This window comes from Nocardia sp. FDAARGOS_372, assembly GCF_002554515.1.
GTDB classification, from domain to species: domain Bacteria; phylum Actinomycetota; class Actinomycetes; order Mycobacteriales; family Mycobacteriaceae; genus Nocardia; species Nocardia farcinica.
Genome location: NZ_PDDW01000001.1, coordinates 2,065,944 through 2,088,939 on the forward strand (window position 1 = coordinate 2,065,944; position 22,996 = coordinate 2,088,939).

Here is a 22,996-nt window from a genome sequence, read left to right on the forward strand (position 1 = left end):
CCCCGGGTGGGGGACGGAATGCGCACCGATCGGGGCAAATTCCCCGGGCGGTCGGTGCCGTTCCGGTTTCCATGACCGCTCGATAGGGCCTGTGATGTCAAGCGGAATGTGGAAATTGAATCCGGTCGCGAATTCCTCTCGTCTGATTCCGTAATAGCCTCGGCGCGAGCGGAATTCGAGTCGCCAGTGTTGACTCGGGGATGGCGAGGCGCCTCACGCCGGCGGCCTCGCCGCGGGCGCGTGGCACGCGAGCCGCGGACTCGACGTACGACCCGGTCACGGGTGCGCCGGTGACGAGTCGGCCGTGTCGGTGCCGGGCTCGCCGGAGTCGGCCTCAGCAGGTTCTGTGTTGCCGGTGGCGGGTTGGGTGTCGAGGGCCTCGCGAAGTCGTCGCCCGCCGCCGGTCAGCTCGTAGTCCACATGGTGGTCGAGTTCCCAGCTTTCAGCGCACTCGACGCAGATGGTGCAGCCGTGCGCGCAGCGCCACGTCCTGCCTACCAACAGGATTCGGCCGGGCGGGTCGTCGCTGTCGCGCAGCCTCACCACGACGTAGGCGTTGCCGCTGAGTTTGGCTCCCGGTTTGATGACACCGTCCTCGTCGTGGGTGCGAGTGTCTTTCACGGAGTGCTCCTGTTCGGGTTCGGTTGGGGCGCTGGCGGGTTCACCGGGCGAGGCGGGTGTGCAGGGGGCCGGTGGTGCGGTCGAGCCACACCGTCGCCGCGTGCCCGTGCGAGCCCCGACGCAACCTCTCGGCGGCCCCGGCGGCGTAGGCGGCGATGTCGTCGGGGTGCACGAGGTGGATACGCGGGGCGGCATAGCCGCCCGTGCCGCCGGTCACGTGCGCGACGGTGAACATGCCGCGCTCGTCGTGCGTGCCCGAGGCGTAGATGACGAACTGGTCGCCGGTGACGGCGTTGGCGATCACGTAGATCGCGTCGAGTGCGGTTGTGGTGGGAATGGCGGGATCGGTCACGGTGTCTCCTTGGTTGCCGCCCCGGGTGCGGGGCGGGGTGGGTGGGTGATGGTTGGGCCGAACCGGTGGCCGATGTCGGCCCGGTCCGGGTACCCCTGGGCGTGCTGCACACCCGGGGCACCCGGTGTTCAGGCGGCGGGTTCGAGTGGACTCAGCGGGTCGACTCGCCCGCGCTTGTGCCATCCGTCAACCTCTGACCGGTTCAGTCAAAGGCGAGGTACTGCCGGATTTCCGGGGCTGAGAGCCGACCGCTGTCGATGAGGTGCTGCCGGGTTTCGGCGAGGTGCCCGAGACCGTCATCGATGTCGGTTCCCTCGTGCTCGATGGGGTCCTCGGCGTCAGGGTCGCGGAAACGGCCCGCGCGCAGCATGGCCGCGATCTCGGTCAGGCGCTGGGCGAGGGTTTCCGCCGTTTCGGCGGTTCTTCCTGGTCGCTGCGCAGCTGGGCGAGTGCTTCGTCGCGTTTGGCATCCCGGTAGGCGCGCATCCGGTCGAGCCACTGTGCCGAGGGGTCCTGGTGTGCGGGAACGAGCAGCCACGGGGCGGCGAAACCTCGCCCGCCGGTAGCGGTTTCGATCACGCACTCGGGAACGTGGTGGTCGAACACCTGGAGCACGACGCCGCGCCAGGTGCGGTTGTGGAGGCCGGTGACCTCGTCGCCGACCTCGATCGGGCAAACCACCTCGCCGCGGGTGTCGGTGTCGGCGGGGGTCTGGTCGATAGCGGTGGTGTCGGTCATGGTGAGTGTCTCCTGTCGTTGCCGCCCCGGGCCGGGGCGGGTGGGGTGTTGGTGGGTGATGGCAGGGCCGCGCCGGTGACCGGTAGCGGCCCGGTCCCGGGCGCGGTGTGCGCCCGGGGCCCGGGGGCTAGGCGGCGCGCACGGCGGCAGTGATGGCGCGGGCGATCGCGGTGGCGGTGGTGGCCGGGTCGGTCACCACGTGCACGGTCGCCCCGTTCAGCGGAGTCGGGGCCCCGGGCCGACCGGGGCGTCTGCCCGTGTTCGGGGCCAGCCACAGCACCGCGCACCCGGCCGCGCGTACGGCGTCGAGTCGGCGCTGGGCGGCGGCGCGTTCGTGGGGTCGGTAGATGCCGTCGGAGATGACGACCAGCAGCCGCGTCGCGCCGGGCCGTGACAGGCCGAGGGCCCCGTCGAGGGCGACCGTCGCGGCAGCGAGGGCGTGGTATTTGTCCGGGCAACCGAACTCGGCGACCTGGGCGGGGGCGGTGCCCGGGTAGGTGACCGGGGTGACCTTCGCGCCGAAGGTCACGGTCGCGGTGGTGGCGGGCATCGCGGCCAGCTCGGCGGCGCGGGCGATGATCCACGCGGCCGAGGACACCGGCGCGGCGAACGCACTCATCGAAGAGGACACATCGCACGCGATGCCGACCTGCAGCGGCGGGTACGGGCTCGTTCTGCGGGAGGTGCGGGTGAACGGTTCGGCGGTCGGGATGGCACCGGCCGCGAGCTGGGCTTGCCGGGCCAGCACACCCCGCATCCGCACCCGCCCCGGCGGGACCACCGAGGTCGTTTTCACCGTGGAGCGTTCGCGGGCGGCGGCGGTGTCCAGCGCGCGGGCCAGCACCCGCGCGGCGGTCTGTTCCGTGGTTAGCGGGGTACGGGTGCGGGCTACGGTGCGCGAGCGCCCCGGTGTCTCACCGTCGCCGAACACGTGCTCGGCCATCAGCTGTGCCTGTTCGGCAGTGGCGGCGGCGGCCTCGCGCGCGGCGGCGGCGGACTCGGCCGGGTCGGCGGGCACCGGGTTCGCCGCGACCTCGGCAGCGATGGCGGCGGCGGTGGCCTCGATGGCCGCGCCCAACAGCGAGGCCGGTATCGGTGTGGCGTGCGGTTCGGGGCCCACGATGTCGAACCAGCGCCGCCCGAGTTCGAGCATGGCGGCGGTGTCGATATCGGCCACGGTGTGGGCCTCGCGCCATATCGCACGCAACTTGGTGAGGGTGTCGGTGCCGAGGATGGACTCGATCTCGCGCACCAGCGGCGCGCATTCGGACTCGGTCAGTACCCCGGCGTCGATCCGGCCGAGCACGAGGGCGGCGTTGTGGGCGGCGGCGTAGGCGGTGCGTGGGAGGTGGGCGGCGGCGGTTTGGCCGCCGTTGTCGCCGATCACGATCTCGGTGGCGCTGGCGCGCAACCAATGCCGGTCATCGGGGCGGCGGCGAATCTGGGCGGCCTCGATGCGCGACTCTTCCAGCAGTTTCGCCGCCTTCACCACCTCCGGGTGTGCCAGCAGCGGGGCCCGCCACACCGAGTGTTTGGCGTGCGCGCACTCGTGCACCAACGCACCCCACACCGCCGGGTAGTTGTTGCGGTCACTGTTGCGGGCCGGGCGCGCGGCGGCCGGGTCGATCTTGAGTCGGGACCCGTCGAGTTCGATGGCGGCCAGCGCTGGCACGAACACCGCCGGGTGACCGAACGCGGCACCGGGCGCGATGCTCACCGTCAGGTCGTCACGGTCGGCGATCGGCGGAACCTCGGCGGTCATGGCGGCCGACAGGGTGGCCCATCCCCCGGTCACCGGCACAGACGTCGGGGCGGAGGTGGCAGGCGTGGCGGCGGGGGCCGCCCCCGCCCCGGCGGCGGCCGGGGCGGAAGCGGTGCCGGTGCCCGGGGTGGCGGGCGCGGCGGGGCTAGCGGGGGCAGGGGCGGCGATCACGTGGCCGGTCATGGCAGGCAATACCTTTCGGGCGTGCGGGCGGCGGGTAGTAGTTAGAGGCGGGGGCCGAGGGCGAGCGGGGTGTGGGTGGTGCCGCACACGGTTTTCATCACGGCGGCCACCACGTCGCGGTCCTCTTCGGGGGCGGCCCCGAGGAGGTTGGCCATCGCGGTGTCGGGGTCGGTGGCGGCGGCGATCTTGCGGAACGCCAGCAGCTCGCGCAGTTGCGGGGCCCACCCGACCTCGCCCTTGGCCTGCCGGGCGGCCAGCTCGCGCGCCACTTTCACCGCGCGTCGTTCCACCCCGAGCTGGGCGGCGAGGTCGAGGTCGGACACCACGCGCACCTGGAACGCGAACCGGGAACTCAGCGCGTCGGACAGGATGGCCCCGTGCACGCCGGGGTTGTGCCCGGCCACCACGAAGAACCCGGGCTCGGCCTTCACCACCGTGCCGGTTGCTTTGACCACCAGCTCTTTTCGCCCGTCCATCGCCGGATACACCGCCGCCAGCACGGTCGGCGAGATCAGGGTCGCGTCGTCGATGAACAGCACCCGGCCCTCTTTCATCGCCCGAACGAGGGGCCCGTCCACGAAAATGAAACGGCCGTCGGGGGTTTGGGTGTACTCGCCCACGAAATCGGCGACCGTAGTGTCCCCGTCGCCCTGCACCGTCAACAGGTCGCCGTAGGCGGCCTCGATGAGCGAGGTCTTCCCGGTGCCGGGCGGACCGTACAGCAGCACCGGAACCTCGGCCGCGCGCATGGTCTGCAACACCTCCACATCGGCGCGCCCGGCGAGCTGGCGCAGGTGGTAGTCCTGCCCGTTCGGCCGGGCCACCGTGTTACCCGTGCGGGCCGGGGCCGCCGGGGCGGCGGGCGCGGCCGGGGCCGGGGTGGCGGATTTCTTGGTGCGGCGGGCCGGTTTCGGCTTGCTGGGGGCCGGGGCCGCCGGGGTGGCAGGCGCGGCCGGGGCCGGGGCGGTAGCGGCCGGGGCGGCCGGGGTGGCGGCGGTAGTCGTGGTGGCGGTGGCGCGGTAGCGGCGGGGCGCGGCCGAGGTGCGTTCGGCGTGCCCGGCGGCGGTCAACGCCTCGAGAGCGTTGCCGACCGCGCCGGAAGACCGGCCGAGCCCCGTGGCGATTTCGCGGGGCGACTGTTCGCGGACGGGGTCGGCGGCCAGCGCAGCGGCCACCATGCGGCGCAGTTCACCGTTGGGCAGGCGACCGGCGGCCGGTGCAGCGGTAGCGGCGGGGGCGGGTGTGGTGGGCATTGCGACTCCTGCAATTCCGGTTCCGAATTCGTGGCCGTTTTCGGCATACGTGCGGCGTGGCCGCCATTCGGATTTCTGCGAATTTCCCGGCGAATTCCGGGAACGTGGTCGACGCTAGCTCGACCTCGAACAGCCTCACAACCCCGAAAACAGCTCAATTTTCCGGAATTTTTCCGGACAACCGCGAGCCCGACTACGCAATTCCGGAATGCGCCATGCAAGCAGCCTCACCAGCGCACACCACACCTCGGCCGACAAAGACCCAAAAAAGACAATAAAATTACAAATTGGAGGAGCGGGGAAGATCGCGGAAGATGGAGATACAGCAGCGGGAAGCGAGTCATTCGAGAGCACGGCCAACCACGCGAGAGAGCCCGCACGAGCATGTCTATCCATCTTTGTGGATAGACAATCCCCGATGATATCCGCGCGGATATCCGCCGCCCGACCTGCCTATATGACTCGCAGAGGGTGCGTCGTTCCAATCTTCGCACCGAATCGCGCATCGAAACCCACCATGGAACGACGCACCGATCTTTTTTCATCGAGCCACTCAGGCTCACCGCAGCTACACCCACAGCCGAGCACGGAGTGTTCAGCGGCGAGGAAACCGTCCCGAATACAATTCGATTAGACATTCCACTACCCCTGGCACGCATTTTAAGTCAGTGCCAGAACAACCGGAATTCCGGCTTCTACATTAATTGACATGCCGCGCGAGCGGTAATGGACGCCAGCATTCAACTCTATTTCTGGGCGCTGCGGAGCTGTTCGAGGAGTTGGCGGGTTTCTGGACTCGGACGCTGCCCAATCTCGGAAAGCCGCCGGGTCAGGAGTCGGTAGGTGCGGGTGAGTGCGGCGGTTTCCCCGCGACGGGCGTGCAGGCGTAGGAGGTCGTGCCAGACCGCCTCGTTGTAGGGGTCGTTTTCCACGGCGGTCTCGAGCATTCCCAAGGTCGCGTCGAGGTCGGTGCTGCTACGGGTCGCCAGCCAGCTCAAGGCGTTGAGCGAGGTCCGCCGGGCCGATTCGCGCAGGGATTGAACCCAGGTGTCGGTGAGGTCGCTGGCCAGCTCGCTTGTGGCCAGCGCCGCGATACAGCGGGCGGCATCCGCCTGCTCGGAGTCGCTGCGCGCGTGGCGACGTTGAGCCACCGCTGCGTTGAAGTCCCAGTAGTCCACCCCCACCTGGCTCGACAGCCGGACCTGGGTGCGGTCCTCGGCGAGTACTTCGCTGACCTGTCCGCCGGTGGCGGTGCCCAGCGCGGCACGCAAGCGGCTCAGGGTGTTCGCCAAGGCGCTGCTGCCCCGGGTGCCGGGCCGCTCACCCCACAGCCGCTCGATCAGCTGCTGGCGTGGCAAACCCTCGGGATGCAGGGCGAGCACAGCCACCAGTTCGCGGGCACGCGGTTGTAGTTGGGTGGTGATTTCCACGCTCTCACCGGTTTCGGCGTCGTTCCAGAAGATGCGGGTGGGCCCGAACACCCGCACTGCCAGCGCGGGCGCGCCGTCGGCCGGTGTCGGCCCCGGTGCAGGCTCAGTGGTCTCGAGGTGCGGGCTCGGCTCGGGCACCGCGGCGAGGTCACCTTCTGCGGGTTGGCCGGCATCCTCGGCCGCCACCGCGAGCACCGGTTCAGAGGCCGGTGTTTCGGTGGTATCGACCACGACGGGCTCACGCGGGCGAAGGCGCGGCGTCGGCACGGTGGCGGGGTCGATGGCATAGATCCTGGGCGCGTCCTCGCCGCGGCGAGTGCGCCGCACCGGACGGCCTTGGTGGCGGGCAGATTGTCCGATGTGGGGTGGGTCGAACTGGCCGGTGCGTTCGTAGCGGCGCAGTTCGATCTCGACGGCGGTGATGGTGCCGCGTGCGGGCGGGATGAGGTGCTGGCGGGAGCGGCGGCCGGTCAGCAGGGCACGGGCACCGGAGCGGGAGACCGGCAGCTCGCCGACGACGGGGAATCCGATCGCGTCGATGTAAGCGCGGCTGCCGCCGATCACCACTAGGCCCCGGGGGCGCCGACGGCGGGTGAGGTCGAGGACCCGCTGGGCGGCGGTCTCGGGGTCGATGTGCTCGGCGCGGACCACGAACAGGGCGGAGTCGGCGGCAGCGATGACCGGGTGCGCGGGCGCACCCGGCTCGGGGACACCGCAATCGGCGAACACCACCGCGCCGAACCCACGCCAACCCCGGTCCAGATCCGTCAGTAGCGCAGCAGCCGGGACCGGGTCGTCGGGGGCATGCCCGGGCGGGGCTGCCAGGAACGCCTGCCCGCCAGGCAGATACTGCACGTGCTGGCCCAGCAGCTCCCCTGTCATGGGCACACCGAGGGCGGTTCGGCGGGCCAGGCTCGCCGAACCCAGATAGGGGTCCGCGCCGACCATGTCGGCGAGCTGGCCGCCTGCGGGGTCGGCCTCGACGATGAGGGCGGTTTCGGGTCCGGGCCAGGTGTGGGCGAGCGCGACGGTGGTCGTGGTGGTTCCCGCGCGCGAGCTCAGTCCTGCGACGGCGATCAGGTAGGGCGCCTGCGGCCTCATCGGTGGGCTCCTATCCCTGCTTCTGGACGTTGGAGATCAGCAACGCGCCCCCGCTGTCGGCGGGTCGGGTGTTGATCAGTTGGAGGTAGTCGGTCCGGGTGCGGTCCGGGCGGATCTCGGCGATGTGAACGTTGGCGGTGGTCGGGGCGATCGGGGTGATCGCGACGCAGTGGCGGGTACCGGGCGGGATCGAGGCGATTCCCGCGGCGAGTCCCTCGAAGGTGATGCCGCTCTCGGGCGCGAGCAACGGCATCGCCTTCCCGGCGTCGCGGTGGATGTAGTAGGCGGCCTCGAAGGAGGCGATCACCCCGGCCAAGGTCGTCGGGTCACCGGCCTGCTCGGTGACCACCTCGCCGGTGAGCCCGGTGCACGGGCCCTGCACTGGCGTGGTCGAGGTGGGTGGTGCGGCCGTGGCCGGTACTTGCGCTCCGCTGTCGCCGGTCTTCCCGGGCGATGCGAGCAGCACCCCGGCCAGGACGGCGATCGTGGCCGCCAGCGCGGCCCAGGCTCCGCGCGGCAGCCGCTCCCCTAGCCCGGTCCCCCAACGGGGAATCCCGGGGGTGTCGGCCGCGCTGGGAGTGTCGCGTATCCGGTGGTACCAGAACTGCTCCGGCAGGAGCGGCTCGTCGGGCTCACCGAGATCATGGTCGGTGCCGGTGTCGGCGACGAGGCGCAGGTCCACAACAGCCGGGGGCAGCTCGACCCAGGCGTCGACCTCGTCGTCCTCGTTCTCAGGTGGGTTGCGCGGGTACCTCGGCATTCATCTCGCCTCGACTCGGATCAGTGGTGTCTCCGGGGGCCTGCCCGCACCCCGGTGGTGGGGGAAGTGGGGTGCCCGGGTGCGGGCAGGTTCCCCCGGAGGGGTTCAGGGGCGGCTCACGCGCCTCGCCTCGCCTCGGCCTCGTCTTGAGCCGGGATCGGCTGGGACACCGGACCGTTGGCGATGTCGGTGGTGAGCCGGGCCAGGACATCGGAGATCGCCCAGTGCGCGGTGGAGCGGTGGTCGCCGTCGTATTCGCGCCAGTCAACGTTCGTGCCGCGCTGCCGGTAGGCGATCATGGCGCGCCGCCCTGATCGCACCGGCACGACCAGGTCCAGCTCGCCGTGGTAGAGGTGCAGCGGCACAGACGATTTCACGTGTGCCAGCGACTCCAGTGCGAGGACTCGTCGCCACCAGTGGTCGTTCCACGGGTCACGGTCGCGGCACCAGTGCGCCAAGGGTTGAGGGAAGCGTTGCAGCAGTTCGACGACGGTGAGGTGACGGGCCTCGGCGGCGGCGGCGAGCCCGTCCTCGTTGAGCACGTGCCGCAGCGGGAGCTGGTTGTAGGCGTGAGACAACCCGATCAGCCCGGCGAACGCCAACCCCGCGATACCTCTGCGGGTGCCCCGGCTGATCAACGGGGCCAGGACCGCCAGATCGGAGAAGACCGCTCCGGCGGCGACACCGCGCAGGTCGATCTCGGGCGCGTACCACGGTTGCAACTCGCCCGCGACGGCCGCGACCCGACCGCCGTCGGCGTACCCCCAGGCAACTACCGGGGCGACGGGCAGGTCCAGATCCGAGGCGCGGTAGACCGCGCGGGCCAGGTCGAGGACCGGTTTGGCACCGGCGGCGCGGGCGGCGAGGAAGGTGTGCGGGCCGGTGCCCGCGCCGAGTCCTTGCCCGTCAGGGATGGCGACGACCCAGCCTCGCTTGAGAGTGGATTCGATGCCGGCGAGGTCGTACTCGGCGCCGGTCGCGAGCAGTTGCGAGGGCGCGCAATGCCCGCCGAGTCCGCGGAAAGGTGGGCAGTAGAGCAGGATCGCACCGGTCCCTGGTTTCGGCTTGGTCTCAGGGATGAGGACGATCGCCGAGGCCGCGATCGGCTGGGAGCGGGAATCGCTGGAGACGTAGACGAGTTGCCACGCCCCGGCCGCGTCCGCCAGCTGCGGGACGAAAACCGGTCGCAGGCGCACGATGTCGCCCGGACGCGCCCCTTCGGGGAGAACGGGGGTGGTGTAGAAGTCGCTGATGGTCATTGGTTGCCTCCGGCGAGGTCGTGGGCAGCGGCGGTCAGCCACGCGGCCCCGCTGGCGATGTGCCCTGACGCGGCATAGCCGGTGTGGCGGGCAGGAATGTCGGTGTAGCGCAACAACACCGCAGGATTGACCAAGTCGGCGTTGTCGGAGACGAGCTGGCCCCACGCCGCCGACAGTCCCGCCGTCAGCGGCGGCAGCGTGGCCAACGGGTTGGCGGCGACCGTGGCCGTGATCTCGGCCCACCGCGCGGTCGCGGCGGCGGTCTCGTCCGGGCCCGGTGCCGGGGTACGCGAGTCTGCGGCCTCGGTGAGACGCTCGGCCAGACTCGCCGCGGGCACGTAAGCCACCGTGCTGGGCCCGACATGGAAGTCGTTGAGCACCACCGTGGTCCAGGCATCCCCGATTGCACCTGACAACAACGACTGGATCGAGCCGACTGCGGCGATTGGGTCACGCAGGTCGGCCTGGGCGGCGATCTGCGCGGCGACCCGCAGCAAGGCGGCCCGGTCGGGTGCCGCGCAGCTGAGGTCACCCTCGACACAGATGTTGGCAACCCGGCCCGTCAACTCGCCGTAGTCGACCCCGGACGTGGTGGCGATCCCGCCACCGGAAGCGACAGCCGAACTCAAGCTCACCCGCGACACCGCCGCCCCGCTCGTCCCGGGGGGCGCGTCCGGAATCGTCTGCCCGGGGCGTCCCGCGATGACCGGTGAACCGGGGGCACGGTCGGGGTCGGAGTACAGGATCACCGCGGCGACTCGCGCAGGCGCCACAGGGCCTTCCCCGGCCCCGACCATCTGCGCGAACCCGGACACGACTTGTGCGCCTTGGGAATAACCGACAATGGCCTGCGAGGTCCCCGGGCAGATCCCCGCAACACGCTCGGACTCGGCCAGCAGCGTGTTCAGTCCCGCGCTGGCCGAGGCCGCATACGGATCGGTGCCACCACCGGTGCCCGGTGCGCCACCGAACGATGCCGGATAGCTGATGTAGGAACGTGCGATCAGACTCGGATCGGCGGCGGCCACCGGGCCGAGCAGGTGACCCAGCATCCCCGAGTCCGCGGTCGTCGAAGCGCTCGGCGAAGACTCTGAGGTCCCCTGCACACCGAGGACCCACAGAGCCGGGCAGCCTTGGCCGGCGACCTCGGGCTGCGCACTCGCAGGGCCCGCGCTCGTGGGGCCGAGGACAGCGGCGACGGTCGCGGCGGCGACGGTCGCGGTGGTGAGCAGGCGTAGCCCGGTCATGGCTGCCCGACCCCCACCCCGGCACCGAACCCCGCACCGACCGTGCCACCGACCAACGCCCCTAGCGCGGCGGCAGGCACACCAGCGACGGCGGCCCCGGCTGCTGCCCCGGCCGCCGCTCCCAACGCGGTACCGGCGACACCGGAGGTGACGGTGCCGATCACCGGGATCGCGATCACGGTGCCGATGGCGGCTCCGGCGATTCCGCCGATCGTGCCTCCCGCGAGCCCTCCCACGACAGCACCGACCGCTGCCGCCGGGGCACCGGTGAGCGCGCCGCCGATCGCGCCACCCGCTCCGGCTCCGGCGACGGTGGCACCGGCGACGCGGTCCGAGCGCCCGGCAGGCAGCCCGACCGAGTCGAGGAACGTCGCGGCCTGGGCTTCCAGGTCGGCGCTGACGGTGTTGATCGTGTCGCCGACCTCCGGGGGCAACCATTCGGGGTCGGGGAACACCGCCGTCCCGATCCGGATCGTGTCCGGGGGCGGTTCGATCGGCGCGACCGGCTCCACCGGTTCCGGCGAGTGCAGTTCCATCAGATACACCGGCGGGGCGGGCGCGGGTGAGGGTTCCGGGCGCGGTTCCGGTCCGTTGCGGATCTCGGGCGGCTGTTCGACATACACCGGCGGTTCCGGTTCGACGGGGGCCGGAGGCGGTGCGGGAGTATCGGTTCCGGGTTGGGCCGGGGCGGTGACGCCGGGCTGGTCCGCGATCGGGGCCAACGGCGCCATCGCACTCGCGGGCTGGGCGGCCAACACCATCAGCACAGGCACCGCACCCGCAGCGACCGCACGGCCACCCCACAGCATCCAGCCCTCATGGCCTCGGCGAATGCACCGGCCTCCGGCACCGTAGAGCGGCCCGACGGACACGACCGTTGACGATGTAGCACCGTTTTTGGACATGACAAATGACTCCTTTCAGGTAAAGGAAGGAATGAAGGAATGAAGCAGAGAAGCAATAGGAAGTTTTGAGGCGAATGAAGCCGCCGGTCCCCGCCGGGAGATTCCCGGCTCCCGGCGGGGATCGCAGCCGGGAGGCTTAGCTGATCATCTTTTGAGTAGTCAAAAAATGATCAGCCTAGATCAGAAGAACGGCAGCACCTGCGTGGCGATTGCCAGCACGTTCGAGACCAGTGACGCACCGGCGCTGAGAACCGACAGGATAGTGTAGAGGTCCATGACTTCCCTTTCAGAGGAGGAGCGATTGCCTCACCATCACAACCCCGAAAACCACTGGTGCGCCACCCTTTTGACGGGGACAAAAATCGGTACCATTTTCCGTCCCCCCATGCACACACACGGTGGCCTGCAACGATCAGCGAAACAGGTACAAAAAGTGTCACCAAAGAAATTTTCCGGCGGGTGTCCCGCACCGGGGAAAGGGTGCCCTGAACACTCCGCGCGCCCCGCGCGGAGGTCCGTAGCTAATTGTCAGCCAGGTCACAGTGAATGATCGGTGGCCGGGCTGTTCCCTTTCTGGTAGAAGTTAATCAACTCGGGGGAGTTAACCCTTCAACCTATCGCGTGGTGAAGGGGCGACGGAAGACTCAAATAGGAGGGGCTTGACACATGAACCGGCGGACCGGCTCGACCCGGCGACCGCGGCGAGGCAAGGCCCGCCGCCCCACATCCGAGCTACCCGACCTGCGCCGATGGGTCCGACAAGTCCGCGAGGCCCGCGGCCTGACCCGAGCCGAGGCCGCCGGCCGACTCCAGATCAGCGAGGACCTGATCAAGAAGATCGAACGCGGCGAACGTTCGGCCTCGCCGACAGTGCTCGAGCAGTTCATCACCGGGCTCGGCATGAACGAGTCCCAGGCCCGCTACACCCGCGAACTCGCCGGGCCACCGCTACCGCTGCCCTCGATCGAGGAGCTACGAGCCCGCCCCGTCGCCTGCGAGCACCACACGACGTTGCGCCGTCTCGATGAGCGAGGTTTGGTCGGTGCGTATCTCGACCCTTTGTGGAACGTGGTCTACGCCAGCGAGCGCTTCCGCAGCGAGCTGCCTGAGCTTGCCGACTACGACGACAACCTCAGCCAGTGGTTCTTCCACCCCGGCAGCACCGCACCCACGGCCGAGCCTCTCCTTGTGCACTGGGACGCCGCCGCGACTTACATGGTCGCGTCTCTGCGCGCGAAGTTCGGCATCTACCGCCACAGTCCCCGCGCACGAACGCTGCACGAGAAACTCAGCGCGGCAACCACTTTCCGGCAGTTGTGGACCGACAGCATCGAGGTCGCCTACGGCCACAAAACCGTGCACCCGCTGCAGGTACGTGATCCCGACACCGGCGAGAAACGCACCATCCGCATACACCTCGGCGTCGGAGCAGAAGGCCCTCCCGACCTGCGATTCTGCTTCGTCTACCCCGACCCGTGCAAGCCGCCGAGCAGCGGCACCTGACCCTCCACCGCCCCACGACCACCCGGAAGCCCCGGGCGGAGACATCCGAACGAAGGAGCCCGACCATGACCAGCAATCCCCAGCACACCCGCCATCGCGGAGCCAATCCCGACGTCGCCAACCAGCCACCGGCACCGCGTGCTGCGCTCGCCGTCGACATCGTCCTCATCCCGCCGCAGAAGCGAGACCACTGACATGCCCCTCGTGCTCTCCGGGATGCCCGACTTCCACGACACCCTGGAATTCCTGCGCCACAAGCGCCAGCTATCCCGCGAATCCACCGCCAACAAAGCAGGATTCGGCATCTCCCGCCTCAACCAGATCATTCAGACCCGCACCAAACCAGGACCCAAGGTACAGAAGGGTCTGTTCACCTTCTTCGACGACCTCACCCCCGACCAACAGCGACACCTGCACGAACTGCTGCACCCCGCCCCCGAGCTAGCCCCGATCACCGGCCTACGCCGCTACCTCACCAACGACGGCGTCCACCACCACCTCGACTACCTCGACCGCTGCGAGGTCATGGGCGCCTACCTCGACCCACTCCAGAACGTCCTGCACGGCAACAAGGTCTTCTACCGGATCATGCCCGGCCTCGATGACGCCGACCACAACATCGTGCGATGGATGTTCACACCCACCGCCCGCGACCTCATCGAGGACTGGCACGAACACCTGCCCTACAACATCCGCAACCTACGCGCCGCGCTCGGCCGCTACCGCGACGCGCCCCGAGCACAAGCACTGTTCCGGACGCTGCGCGACAACCCCGGGTTCCAGCAAGCATGGGACACCACACCCCTGCAGGTCAGCTACAACTGGCACCGCGCGATCCCACTCCGACTCCACCCACCCGGCAACGCGCACCCGATCCAACTGAACCTCGAAATCGACCAGTACGGAGCATGTTTCGAGATCTTGTCCGTCCACGGCCTCTACAACACAAACGCCATCGCCTGCTGAGGTTCACCTCGACCGTTCCAACAAACCGACACCGCCGGTGAGGCCCCTCGGTTCTGGGCCCCGCCGCGCGGTGGGACATGTCGTTTGCAATCTCGCGGCGTGTCCGTGTTAGGCGATCGGGTGCCATCCCGACCACGGTCGTGGGCCATAGGTGCCGCGTAGGCAGTCAACTCGATGTTGCGCTTGAGCAGCGTGGTTAGCCTTCGTTCCTGCTGCTTGGGCCGCCATACAGGTCATCCGCAGCTCGCGAATGTCTCTCAACAGTGAGAAGCCCTCCCAAGTCGTGACGTCGTGGCCGTATGCGTCACAGAAGGCACGGTAGCGTTCGGCCGAGATCCAGCCGAAGGAGCTTTGTTTGATCGCGGTAGAGACGAGGTCCCACTCGGGTGGGCCGACCGAGGCTCGCTCGAGGTCGAGGAACGTGGTCACTCCGGCGTCGGTGGTGACCACGTTGCCTTCCCAGGCGTCGCCGTGGATCGGTGACCACGGCATGCCGGTGGGCAAATTTTCCCAGCCTGCGCGCAGGTCCGCGAGCCGCTGGTACAGCCACTGCCGATCTGCGTGGCTCAGCGATGACGCGCTGTCGATGCGCTGCTCGAGCCGGACGAACGGTTGGACTTCGGGCAGGAACGGCGGCGCGGCCAGCTGGTGCAAGGCGCGCAGCGCCCTCCCGATCTCGTGCTCGCTGCCGTTGTGGTGCGGCGGCAGCTCTTTCCACAGAGTCACCGGCCGCGAGTCGATCACCGCAAAGTCGGCGCGAGTGCCCATCGGCTGCACAGCCGAAATATGCTGTTCTCGAAGCCATTCCGCGATATCCACCTCGCGGCGTGCAGCTTCGGTCTGGCCCGCCCGCGCAACGCGGATGACCATGTGTTGATCAGGTACTCGGAAGATCGCATTCTCCGCGAGTTTGATCGGGACCATCCCGTCTGGGTCGACGCCAGCATCTGCGCATGCCGTGCGAGCGATACGTTCGACCTGCGAGGTGTTCATGTGGTGGTAGCAGGAGTCGGTATCTGAACTTTGGCGCGGTGGGCGTAGCGGCGTAGTTCGGCGATGTCCTCGTTCGCGCGCTGGGACTTGAGGTCACGCGCGCGGCCGAGGGCTTGGTTCGCGATGGTGGTTGCCTCGTCCGGGTCACCGGTGGCCATGACCAGCGATGCGAGTTTGATGGTCGACATCGTCCGGGACCGTGCGGCGGTGTCGGCGTGGCCGTCGACGGCTGCGGTCAGCCGGTCGCGTGCCTCACCGATGAAGCTGCCGTGCACGGCGATGTCGAACAGGGCGTGGCCGGTGTCACCCGCGTGCTGCGCGCTGTCGTAGTACCGCATCCACGCTGGGTCGTTGCCGGGTACACACCTGCTGAAGTCACGGTCGGCGTTGGCGACGGACGTCAGCGTTGCGGGAACGTCACCCAGCTTGGCGTGCACGCGCGCTTCGGTGGTGTGCAGCATTGCGCGTTCGGTGGCGGTGAGCTTGTCTGCCTCGGTGAACGCCCTGCGGACGTATCCGAGTCCGTCGTGGTTGCGGCCGGTCCAGATCGCGTGGCGTGCCATCGACGACAGGATCTTTGCTCGCAGGTTCACCGCCCCGGACTCTTCGGCGCAGTCGAGGGCCAGTGCAAACATCGAGTTCGCGTCGTCGTGTGCGCAGGCGTCGAAGGCCATGAACGCCGCCGTGTGCGCGAGTGACCCGACAGCCATCTGCAGGGCCGCGCGGTCGCGCGCGGAACAGTTGGCTTTCAGGTAGGCGACCGCGACTCGTAGTTGCGCGACAACGACATCGCGGACCAGGCCGCCGCCATAGGTGGCGTCCCACCGGGCGAATAGCTGGGCGGCTTCGTGAATCTGTTTGATCTCCACTGCGCCCACTCGCGTCGGGTTGACGGTGGTGCGGGCTTGGCTGAGCATCTGGGTGAGGCGGTCCGGTGACACGATGACCGTCGCAGCGGTAGCTGCGGCCACACGCAGGAATCCTTGTCGGTCCACGGGCTCCACGGTAGCCACGTTCGGCAGCTTGAACCACAGTAGATCCGGCGGGATGCGCAGGACGGTTGCCCACTTGACCAGCTTGGAGAGCGTCTCGGGCGCCGGACCGTTCTCGATCCTGCTCAGCTGTGCCTGGCTCAGATCCAGCCACTGCCCTACCTGGATCTGGCTCAATGGCTGCCCGTGAGCGGGGTGGTTGCGGTATGCCTCGATGACCGCGCCTATATGCCAGTTCGCCAGCCCCTCACGCAGTGGGCCGTGATCCCAGAACTCGGCTGGCATCTCGGGCGGCCCGTCCGCCGAGGCGATGGGCGAGCAGTTCGCACACCACGGTCCGATGTTGAATCGACTCAACGCGCTCCCACACGTCGCGCATGTGCGCCCATTGCCGGCGCTTTCCGCCATCGCTTCGCTCCCGTCGCTCCGACCCCACACAACGCGAATATTTCGACGCTATCACCAGCTCACGCGACTGGCATACGTCCGGCGCATATCGGTTATGCCTTGTGCGCGTTGCCCATAACCCGCGGGGGAGCGACTGTCAGTTAGTCCGAATTAGCACCGATACGGACTCCGCGACTACTGGCAAAGCCGACCGAGGTGACCAATGACCACCACCCTCGAAAACGATGTGTTCGCCGTCCCCGAGCCCGGGGAACCGATGACCGTAGAGACGATCGCGCACGACCTGAGGGTGGCGCGGTGGACCGTGGCACGAGCATTCAACGCGCTACGTCACAACGGCGATGCCTTCCGGAACCGGAACGCGCAGTCGCAGATTTCGGCGGACAAGCGCCGCCCGGCTCGACAGGCGACCCGATGAGTGGCCACGCCCTGCCGGACCCGACGTCTCCGCCGACCTGGGAAGAGCTGCACACGACCCTGGAAGCGATGCGCACCGACGGGTGGCTCACGAGCATAGCCGCTTCTTCGAACTCGGTCGGAACTTCTACTGATGACCGGACCGAGCCACTACCGCGAGGGACACGATGACCTCGACCATCCCAGCCACGCTGGCTTTCTCCGAGACGCCGCGCTCCCGGTGCGAGTTCTACCGGCGGGTGTGTTCGCTGCCCACCGTGGTCGAACCCACCACTGGGCGAATCACGATGCAGACCAGACAAGTCGGCGCGATCATGATGCCCACCAACCTCGCCCGTCAGGTGAAGTCCAGCCTCGACGCGCGAGGTGTCGCGCCGTTGTCGATCATCGGCCACCCACGCGCCGATATGTGGACCTTCCTCGTGCGTTCGGACATGCGCCCCATCGGCGACCCCACCGTCATCGCGCAACTCTGGCGCGCGCGGGTCGTGGTGATCCGCGAGGGCGACAATGCCTTACCCTCCCCCGCACCCGACCCGCTGATGGTTCGCACCTGGGTCTCACCGGCTACCGGGACATTCCGCCCCTCCGGCGCAGTGGTCATCGAGTGCGCCCGGGCGTGCCTATCGCAGCAGGCCGGGCGATGAACAACGACAGTAGGCAGTCACCGTGTCCTGACGAGTCCGACGTTTGTCTCTCGGTCCTGATTTCCAGCGTTCGAATGGAATTCGCTTCCTGCGTTACCGCCGCGCTGGTTTTCGTTTGTGACGTGGCCGCCCGGCGCCCCGGAACTGTCGCCGTCTACCCCGGCCAATGCACCGGCCTGCCCCGCCTGCCCAACGAACGGCTCTACCTTCTGCCCTGATCACACCCTTGCGCCTCCGGGAGCGCTCCCCCACGCCCAGCGACCACACCCGGTGGATCCCCACCAGATTCTTCAACCGCCGAAATTGGATGAAAGGTTAGATTATGTCCTACTCCAGCTGGTACGCCGTGGCCGATGGCGGCCTGGAGACGTTGCAGCGCAGCCTGATCGACATCGAGTCCACGACCAAGCATCAGCGCGGCTACAGTCCCGAAATCCTGCCTGGCCTCGTCCAGACCCTCGACTACGCCCGCGCGATCCTGTCCAGGTGCACGACCGTGCTCGGCGTGCCTGACGACAGCGAGGCGACCGCGGCGGTGCGGATGCAGCGCCAGGCCGTGCTTGACGCCCCCGGGCACCGCTTCCACCTGCTGATCGGTGAAGCCGCATTGCGGCGCACCGTGGGCAGTCACGCGATCATGGCCGCACAGATCCGCCGGCTCGGTGACATCCTCACCCAACGCGACAACGTCGATATCGGCGTCATCCCTCTCGATGCCGAGTTCATCGGCCAGGCTGAGAATTTCGTCATCCGCGACGAGTCCGGCGTCGATATCGAGACCGTCGCCGGCTCGGTCGAAACCAGCGGCGCCGACGAGATTGCCCTCGCGCTGCGCACTTTCGACCTGCTCGCCGGCCAGGCCCGCTACGGCGAGCACGCCCGAGCCCTTCTCGACCGCGCGCTGGCCGAGCATGTCGGCCCCGGCATCTGAAACTACCCGCCCCCTGCCCGGGCCCGACCTGTCTTCCGTTAGGCCGTACCCCTCGTCACGGCCGGGACGGGTCGGGTCCCGGCAGCCCCTTCTCATCACGGGAGTTGTTCGACATGGCCGATCACGACCTCGCGCTGCGACACGACGTGCCCAACAGCGCCCGCGTGGTCAACAAGCTGCTCGGCGGCAAGGACAACTACGAGATCGATGCACTCGTCGCCGCGGCAGCGGGCAGGAAGTTCGTCGCCTCGCTGCGCGAGGCGCGACGGTTCCTGCTGCGCGCAGTCAACGTCCTCAGCACTGAGCACGGCGTGCACCAGTACGTCGACCTCGGGTGCGGGCTCCCGCTGTCCCCGGACGTGGGTGATGCAACCGCGGACCGCGGCGAGACTGGGCGCGTTCTCTACCTCGACCATGACATCTTGGTCGCCGCGCACGCCCGCGCCCTGCTCGAAAACAGCCCGAACCGCCGCTTCGCCCTGGTCGATATCACCGACACCGCCGACGTCCTCAACCAGATCAGCGGGTTTCTCGACCTCGGCCAACCCGTCGCATTCTGCCTGTCCGGCACCGCCGAACTACTCCCCGACGCCACCACAATGCTCGCGGAACTGACCACCGGTCTGCCGCTCGGGTGCTGGATCATCTTCAGCCACATCACCGACGACGTCTTCAGCGAGGACATCCGTGAGACAGCGGCGCAACTCGAGTCTCACTCCATCACCTACCGGCCCCGCGAGCGCACAACCGTGACCAACATGCTCGCCCCGTACCGGCTGCTGCAACCCGGTCTCGTCGCTCCCCATCAATGGCGGCCCGAAATCGGCAGCCGCGTCTATCGCGGCCTCCATCCCGTCGAATTGGTGTTGAGCGCCTATGCCGCCGTGGGCCACCTCCCCCGCTGAAGGAATCGACCGACGACCAACGCTTCTCGCGAAAGCGCTTCAGCGAACTCACCCGAGCTCAGGTAGCAGCGATCTGTGCGTTGGCCGCCATCCCGAAGAACGCCCGCCAGATCACAGGAGGACACCTGGTGGGACCAGTCACAGCCACGCTGCGGCGCGCGCGCCGGGACCGCAAACCTACTCAGTTTCCCCCAGCCCATTCTCTCCAAATGTTCTCTTATGAAAGGTGATTCACCATGATCGATTCGACTGACCCTCAGTTCGTCGCTACCTGTGCCCGCGAGGGCATCGGCGTCGAGGAGGCCGCTGCTGCGGTCGCCAACGGCACGATGGTGTTCTTGCGGTCCTACGATTCCCGCTCCCAGGACGGCTACAGCCCGATCCTCGTCGGTGCCGGGACGCGCCGGAAGGTGACCGCGCTGATCGGTCTCGGCCCGCGCGACACTGACCGCGCAGCGATCGTCGACAGCATGGCGGTGATCAACGCCGCCGGACCCGACGCCGTCATCGACCTGACCACCAACCCCGAAGGGATCGCGCTGCGCCGCGAACTCAAGGACGTCGTGGGCGTGCCGCTGGGGTGCTGCCTGACCTATGACCTGTTCGCCCAGCCCCGCACGAAGCTCGGCCGCGAGGAGTTCCTCGAGCGCTTCGAACTCGGCCTCGACTCCGGCGTGGATTTCGTGCTGATCCACGCCGGAATCAACCCCGAGTTGGCGCGGCTGAGTGAGAAATCGGACCGGATCATGCCGACGACCTCGCGCGGTGGTGGCTTGATCGCCCGCTACATGCGCATGCACAACACCGAATCCCCACTGCACGAGCATTTCGACGGGATTCTCGAAATCTGCCGCCGCCGTGGAGTTGTGCTCGACCTGGGCGACATCTTCCGTCCCGGCGCGACCGCCGATGCCGGAGACGAGCTGAAATGGCGGGAGATCGAACTGCTCGCCGGACTGCGCAAGCATGCCCTCGACGCGGGAGTGCAGGTGCTGTGTGAGACCGGCGGACACATCCCGCTGCACCGCATTCCCGAACTCATCCCCGCCTACAAACAAGCGCTCGGAGGCGCACCCTTGTGGCTGGCCGGGCCGATGGTCGTCGACAACGCAGTCACCCTGGACTCGATCGTCAACACGATCGGCGTCGCCACCGCGGGTGCGCACGGTGGCGACATGTTCGCCTCCATCACCCAGGTCGAGCACTACCTGATGCCGACCGGCATCGACACCGCCGAAGCTGTGCGCAACGTCAAGGTCGCCATCACCGCCTTGGAACTCGGCCGGGGAAACACCACCGAAGCCGCACGCCAGCGCGCCATCTCGGTGGCCCGGCGAGCCAACGACTGGGAAGTCCAAGCCACCCACGCGCTCTACCCCGGACTGGCCACCAACGCCTTCATCAACGCCGGACTCAAAACCGGTGCACCCTGCACGATCTGCGGATCATTGTGCCCGCACCTGACCGCGAAGAAGGACCGCGAGGAAACCCCAGTCCCGGCCACCGCCATCCCCCTCCCACTCACCATCGCGGAGAGCTGAACCATGACCACCACAGTGGATACCAACCACGCCGCCACCCTCGCAGACGCAATCACCCGACGGCTGCCCGATGCCCAAGATCTCGCAGCACCTGCGCACAGAATCGCCGACGATCTGGTCGCCCTCGGACGCCTGGTCCCCGCCGAGGACTGGTTGATTCTGGGTGGGTCGATGGCCCGCGGCGAGCCCACCTTGATCCACCACCACGGTGGCCGAGTGCTCATCAGCGACGTCGATCTGCTCTACGTCCATTCCGCGCCCGAGCCCGCCAAACCCCTCGACCAGCTGAAAGCGATGGCCGAAAGGTGCTTTCCCTCAGTTGACATCATGGTTCTGCCGGAACACCAGTACCGCCACCTGCACACCTCGCTGGGCTACGACTTTAAAAACCTCGGACTCGATCTGGCCGGCCACGGACTGCCCGAACACACTCCGGTGCGGCTCGATGACCGCGACGCCTACGAAATCCTGCTGTACTACGTGCAAGCCCACTACTGGCACGACCTCAACACCAAATGGCTCGCCGGTTGCGACACCGCTCAATTCCACCTGCTCGTCAACCGCCTGTGCATCAAAGTCCTGCGCGCCACCGCGATGCTGGACGGTGCTTATGCCCACCACGACTTCGCCAGCATGGCCCCGCACCTGTCCGAACAGATGCGCGCCGAGCTGCGATGGCGCACCGACCCCACACAACCACCCCTGGACCCAGGCAGATTCTGGCACTACCTGCATGACGCGTTCCGCCGCTTCGACTACGTATTCGGCGGCCCCCGCCCCGACGCCGTGCGGCTGAGCCGCTACGCGGTCACCAACAGCGGCCAAGTCATCGCCCGCCACCACCGCATCGCCCACGACCTCGCCCGCCAAGTCGCCGCAGCCTGGGTAGCGAAACCGGACCTCGGTGAACTCGCTACGGTGGAGGCCGCGATCTGGTCGCGCGTCACCGGCTGGGCCGGGACCAAACCCGCGCCCGGCCCCTCGGCCTACTTCGCCGCGCACCAACGAGAAATTCATGATCACCTCCTCGCGATGAAAGTGCAGACCACATGAAGATCCTCGTCACCGGTGGCGCTGGCTACGTCGGTGCCACCGTGACCCGGCTCCTGCTCGACGCCGGGCACCACGTCGAGGTCGTCGACGATCTTTCACGCAACGACGACCAGCAAATCCCCGCCGAAGCAACGTTCCACCAGTTACGCGTGCACGACATCGCCCAAGTACTCACCTCGGACGCGGGCTTCGACGCCGTTCTTCACTTCGCCGGGCTCATCGCGGCCGGCGAGTCCATGGCGCACCCACAATGGCACTGGGACAACAACACCGCCGCGTCACTGGCACTCCTCGACGCGATCCAACAGGCCGCGGTGCCTCGTCTGGTGTTCTCCTCCACCGCCGCCGTCTACGGCGAACCCGACCAAGTCCCCATCCTCGAAACCGCCGCGACCAACCCGGTCAACACCTACGGCGACACCAAACTGGCCGTCGACAAAGCGATCGCCTCGATCACCCGCGCCAGCGAGCTCGGCGCGATCAGCCTGCGCTACTTCAACGTCGCGGGCGCACACACCTGCGCAGACGGAACGATGATCGGCGAACGCCACACCCCCGAAACCCATCTGATCCCCCTCGCACTCGACGCCGCCGCAGGACTACGCGACAAATTCTCACTGTTCGGCGACGACTACCCGACGCCGGACGGCACCTGCATCCGCGACTACATCCACGTCACCGACCTCGCCCAAGCCCACCTGCTCGCACTCGACGCGATCCAGCCCGGCGAACACCGGATCTACAACCTGGGCAACGGCATCGGGTTCTCCAACCGCGAGGTACTCGACGCAGTCCGGAAAGTCACCGGTGCGACCTTCGAGACCGAGATAGCGTCCCGCCGCCCTGGAGACCCGGCAGTCCTCTACGCCTCCTCCGAACTCGCACAAAACGAACTCGGCTGGCGACCCACGCACCCTGATATCGTCGAAATCGTTTCCCACGCATGGAAATTCCATCAGCGCTTCACTGGCCGACGGTCAGCGGCGGGCTAGACGAAGACACTCGCAGCGCTGACGGACCTTCTACCGC

General features: G+C 68.2%; 23 protein-coding genes. 10 read left to right on the forward strand and 13 right to left on the reverse strand.

The genetic code is table 11. The features are described from left to right. Positions 1-276: 276 nt before the first annotated feature. From CRM89_RS10110 to CRM89_RS10155, 11 genes are all read right to left on the reverse strand, one after another. Entirely contained in the window at positions 277-621 is a 345-nt protein-coding gene (locus CRM89_RS10110; protein ID WP_098083841.1) for a hypothetical protein, read from the reverse strand. A gap of 40 nt (positions 622-661) precedes the next feature. Beyond that, entirely contained in the window at positions 662-973 is a 312-nt protein-coding gene (locus CRM89_RS10115; RefSeq protein WP_098083842.1) for a hypothetical protein, read from the reverse strand. 202 nt (positions 974-1,175) lie between these two features. Beyond that, complete coding sequence (locus tag CRM89_RS30880; protein WP_172964470.1) at positions 1,176-1,343, reverse strand: hypothetical protein; 168 nt, start codon at positions 1,341-1,343, stop codon at positions 1,176-1,178. Positions 1,344-1,357: 14 nt separating this feature from the next. Next, entirely contained in the window at positions 1,358-1,711 is a 354-nt protein-coding gene (locus tag CRM89_RS10120; RefSeq protein WP_098083843.1) for a hypothetical protein, read from the reverse strand. A 127-nt stretch (positions 1,712-1,838) separates the two neighbouring features. Continuing rightward, entirely contained in the window at positions 1,839-3,656 is a 1,818-nt protein-coding gene (locus CRM89_RS10125) for a VWA domain-containing protein (RefSeq protein ID WP_253805088.1), read from the reverse strand. A gap of 41 nt (positions 3,657-3,697) precedes the next feature. After that, a complete protein-coding gene (locus CRM89_RS10130) occupies positions 3,698-4,909 on the reverse strand; it encodes an AAA family ATPase (protein WP_098083844.1) in 1,212 nt (403 codons plus the stop codon). A gap of 746 nt (positions 4,910-5,655) precedes the next feature. Beyond that, positions 5,656-7,440 carry a BTAD domain-containing putative transcriptional regulator gene (locus CRM89_RS10135; RefSeq protein WP_098083845.1) on the reverse strand — a complete coding sequence of 595 codons (1,785 nt, stop codon included), beginning with the start codon at positions 7,438-7,440 and terminating at the stop codon, positions 5,656-5,658. A gap of 10 nt (positions 7,441-7,450) precedes the next feature. After that, a complete protein-coding gene (locus CRM89_RS10140; RefSeq protein ID WP_098083846.1) occupies positions 7,451-8,200 on the reverse strand; it encodes a hypothetical protein in 750 nt (249 codons plus the stop codon). A 116-nt stretch (positions 8,201-8,316) separates the two neighbouring features. Next, positions 8,317-9,459, reverse strand: a complete 1,143-nt coding sequence (locus CRM89_RS10145; RefSeq protein ID WP_098083847.1) for a lipase family protein — start codon at positions 9,457-9,459, stop codon at positions 8,317-8,319. Then, a complete protein-coding gene (locus CRM89_RS10150) occupies positions 9,456-10,511 on the reverse strand; it encodes a cutinase family protein (RefSeq protein WP_228788368.1) in 1,056 nt (351 codons plus the stop codon). Before CRM89_RS10150 ends, CRM89_RS10145 begins: the two co-directional genes overlap by 4 nt. Positions 10,512-10,702: 191 nt before the next feature. Next, a complete protein-coding gene (locus tag CRM89_RS10155; RefSeq protein ID WP_147296475.1) occupies positions 10,703-11,473 on the reverse strand; it encodes a hypothetical protein in 771 nt (256 codons plus the stop codon). Between the two features lie 804 nt (positions 11,474-12,277). Here CRM89_RS10155 and CRM89_RS10160 point away from each other — a divergent pair. The 3 genes from CRM89_RS10160 (at position 12,278) to CRM89_RS10165 (ending at position 14,080) form a co-directional block, all read left to right on the forward strand. Next, on the forward strand, positions 12,278-13,114 hold the full coding sequence (locus CRM89_RS10160; protein WP_086845132.1) for a helix-turn-helix domain-containing protein: 837 nt from the start codon (positions 12,278-12,280) through the stop codon (positions 13,112-13,114). A 65-nt stretch (positions 13,115-13,179) separates the two neighbouring features. Next, positions 13,180-13,308 (forward strand): hypothetical protein, encoded by a 129-nt coding sequence (locus CRM89_RS31985; RefSeq protein WP_256385930.1) that lies wholly within the window; start codon positions 13,180-13,182, stop codon positions 13,306-13,308. 1 nt (position 13,309) lies between these two features. Next, a complete protein-coding gene (locus tag CRM89_RS10165; RefSeq protein WP_086845130.1) occupies positions 13,310-14,080 on the forward strand; it encodes a hypothetical protein in 771 nt (256 codons plus the stop codon). A gap of 108 nt (positions 14,081-14,188) precedes the next feature. On the opposite strand, the gene CRM89_RS10170 is transcribed toward CRM89_RS10165, so the two are convergent. Next, a complete protein-coding gene (locus CRM89_RS10170; RefSeq protein ID WP_086845128.1) occupies positions 14,189-15,073 on the reverse strand; it encodes a phosphotransferase enzyme family protein in 885 nt (294 codons plus the stop codon). After that, on the reverse strand, positions 15,070-16,422 hold the full coding sequence (locus tag CRM89_RS10175; RefSeq protein ID WP_127516116.1) for a helix-turn-helix domain-containing protein: 1,353 nt from the start codon (positions 16,420-16,422) through the stop codon (positions 15,070-15,072). Before CRM89_RS10175 ends, CRM89_RS10170 begins: the two co-directional genes overlap by 4 nt. A gap of 253 nt (positions 16,423-16,675) precedes the next feature. Between CRM89_RS10175 and CRM89_RS10180 the strand changes: the two genes are divergently transcribed. From CRM89_RS10180 to galE, 7 genes are all read left to right on the forward strand, one after another. After that, positions 16,676-16,891: a hypothetical protein gene (locus CRM89_RS10180; protein ID WP_086845124.1), complete on the forward strand. Its 216-nt coding sequence runs from the start codon at positions 16,676-16,678 to the stop codon at positions 16,889-16,891. Positions 16,892-17,057: 166 nt separating this feature from the next. Then, positions 17,058-17,537 (forward strand): hypothetical protein, encoded by a 480-nt coding sequence (locus CRM89_RS10185; protein ID WP_086845122.1) that lies wholly within the window; start codon positions 17,058-17,060, stop codon positions 17,535-17,537. A 322-nt stretch (positions 17,538-17,859) separates the two neighbouring features. Beyond that, positions 17,860-18,468 carry a DUF5753 domain-containing protein gene (locus CRM89_RS10190; RefSeq protein ID WP_086845120.1) on the forward strand — a complete coding sequence of 203 codons (609 nt, stop codon included), beginning with the start codon at positions 17,860-17,862 and terminating at the stop codon, positions 18,466-18,468. Positions 18,469-18,581: 113 nt separating this feature from the next. After that, a complete protein-coding gene (locus CRM89_RS10195) occupies positions 18,582-19,373 on the forward strand; it encodes an SAM-dependent methyltransferase (RefSeq protein WP_086845118.1) in 792 nt (263 codons plus the stop codon). A gap of 236 nt (positions 19,374-19,609) precedes the next feature. After that, positions 19,610-20,914, forward strand: coding sequence for a phosphomethylpyrimidine synthase ThiC (locus CRM89_RS10200; protein WP_086845116.1), 1,305 nt, complete (start codon positions 19,610-19,612; stop codon positions 20,912-20,914). A gap of 3 nt (positions 20,915-20,917) precedes the next feature. After that, the gene (locus CRM89_RS10205; RefSeq protein WP_086845114.1) at positions 20,918-21,967 is read left to right on the forward strand and encodes a nucleotidyltransferase domain-containing protein; all 1,050 of its coding nucleotides are present in this window, start codon (positions 20,918-20,920) and stop codon (positions 21,965-21,967) included. After that, positions 21,964-22,959: a UDP-glucose 4-epimerase GalE gene (gene galE / locus CRM89_RS10210; RefSeq protein WP_086845112.1), complete on the forward strand. Its 996-nt coding sequence runs from the start codon at positions 21,964-21,966 to the stop codon at positions 22,957-22,959. Before CRM89_RS10205 ends, galE begins: the two co-directional genes overlap by 4 nt. Positions 22,960-22,996: the final 37 nt, after the last annotated feature.